The following is a 1,489-nucleotide window of genomic DNA, read 5'->3' as shown; positions in this document are numbered from 1 at the left end:
GCTAGGGCATATACACATCTCGCAGAGCCCATCCATCGGCACAGGCACGGAAGTAGGCCAGGCCGTTGTAGAAGGTGATTGGTCCCGGTGGTCTGGAGGAAGCATAGCCGTTCCAGCCGCCGAGCTTGGCGATGATCCATGCCGCCCAGGCGAGCGAGCTCCTGGGGTGGGGATTGGCTTGCAGCTTGGTCTTGCCTTTGAAGCGCTTCTCGAGCGCGGCAAGTGTGTCGATCTCGTTTGGCGTGAAGACGAGGCTTGCCGGTTGAGCGTCCTGGCCGCTGCGGGACTGCACGAGCTGCATGACGATGACCGCGGCCTTGGCGGCGATGGCAATGAGTTTCTCCAGGCGTGCGGCCGATTGCAGCTGGCTGTCTTCGATCTTCAAGCCCTGGGCCTTCATCGTCCGGAAGAACTGCTCGATGGTCCAGCGCTGCTTGTACCAGGCGACGATCTGCCAGGCCTGGGCAGGGCTGCTCACCGCATGGGTGGTCAGAAGCAGCCAATGAAGCGGCTCCACGCCGTCGGGCGCAGCCGTCTCGACGACTTCGACCCAGCGCAGCGTCACCCCCTCTGGCAGCCCCTTTGCGCGCAGGTTCGCCGGCCGCTTGATCGTGGCTTCGCCAAAGCGCAGGCACAGCTCAGCCCGGCGCGCCGGGCGGTCCTGGCGCTCGCGCAGCTCGATCACCTGCGTATCGCAGAACACCACTTTCGCCACGGCGCGGCGCAGCGTGCCGCCAGTGGTGAGGGCCCGGTCATTCATGAGACGCGACAGAACATGGCAATGGCCGTCCGGCACACCAGCCCACATCATATACAAGTCGCTCTCACGGTCGGCGATGAAGGTGACCATGCCGGCCCGGGCCAGCACCGGCTTGGCCGCTTCGGCCGTCTCGATCCAGTGGCGCGATTCCTTTTCGCTCAACGGCCGCTCGGCATGCGGCGGCAGCTCCTCGTCCCCGCGCGTCCACACCTGCCCGCCCACAAGACCCAGGCAAGAACCGCGCTCGGCATCAAGAGCCAGCATTGGATGCAGCAGCAGGCCCCAGCAATTGCCCTTTTTGACCTTGCCCAGGCCGCGCCGGTTGCCCTCTGTCGTCGGGAACTTGATCTCGCTGGTGTCCTGCACCGCCAGGACATGCCGGCCCTCGACCGCAAGCCGGGTCTGATCGCTCCAGCCTGCGATGATCCGGTCCGCTGTCACCGCGTCATTGCCGAGAAAGCGCCCATAGCGGATCTCTTCGGAATGGTCGCCACCGGCAAGCCGGCGCAGGCAAACCGTTTCGCGCAGCACCATGCCTTGGAGCAGCCTCGCCCCCCTTTATCGAGACGACGATCTCCAAATGAACCCAAGGACCAGTCCTGGCATGTCTGCATCGGCGACGCTCCTCCAAATCAGAACGTCACAGAAGAATCATACAGCACACGCCGGCGGAATCCGACACGTCACAACCGAGTCAATCCGTCGCAGCAAGATGTGTATACGCCCTAG

General features: G+C 64.2%; 1 protein-coding gene. It reads right to left on the bottom strand.

The genetic code is table 11. The annotated features are described in order from the left end of the window. Position 1: 1 nt before the first annotated feature. Positions 2-1,294, bottom strand: coding sequence for an IS4 family transposase (locus NKI24_RS35705; protein ID WP_023675890.1), 1,293 nt, complete (start codon positions 1,292-1,294; stop codon positions 2-4). Between the last annotated feature and the right edge of the window lie 195 nt (positions 1,295-1,489).

The organism is Mesorhizobium sp. M0701, assembly GCF_040320365.1.
GTDB lineage: Bacteria > Pseudomonadota > Alphaproteobacteria > Rhizobiales > Rhizobiaceae > Mesorhizobium.
This window is presented reverse-complemented; position numbering and strand designations above follow the sequence as displayed.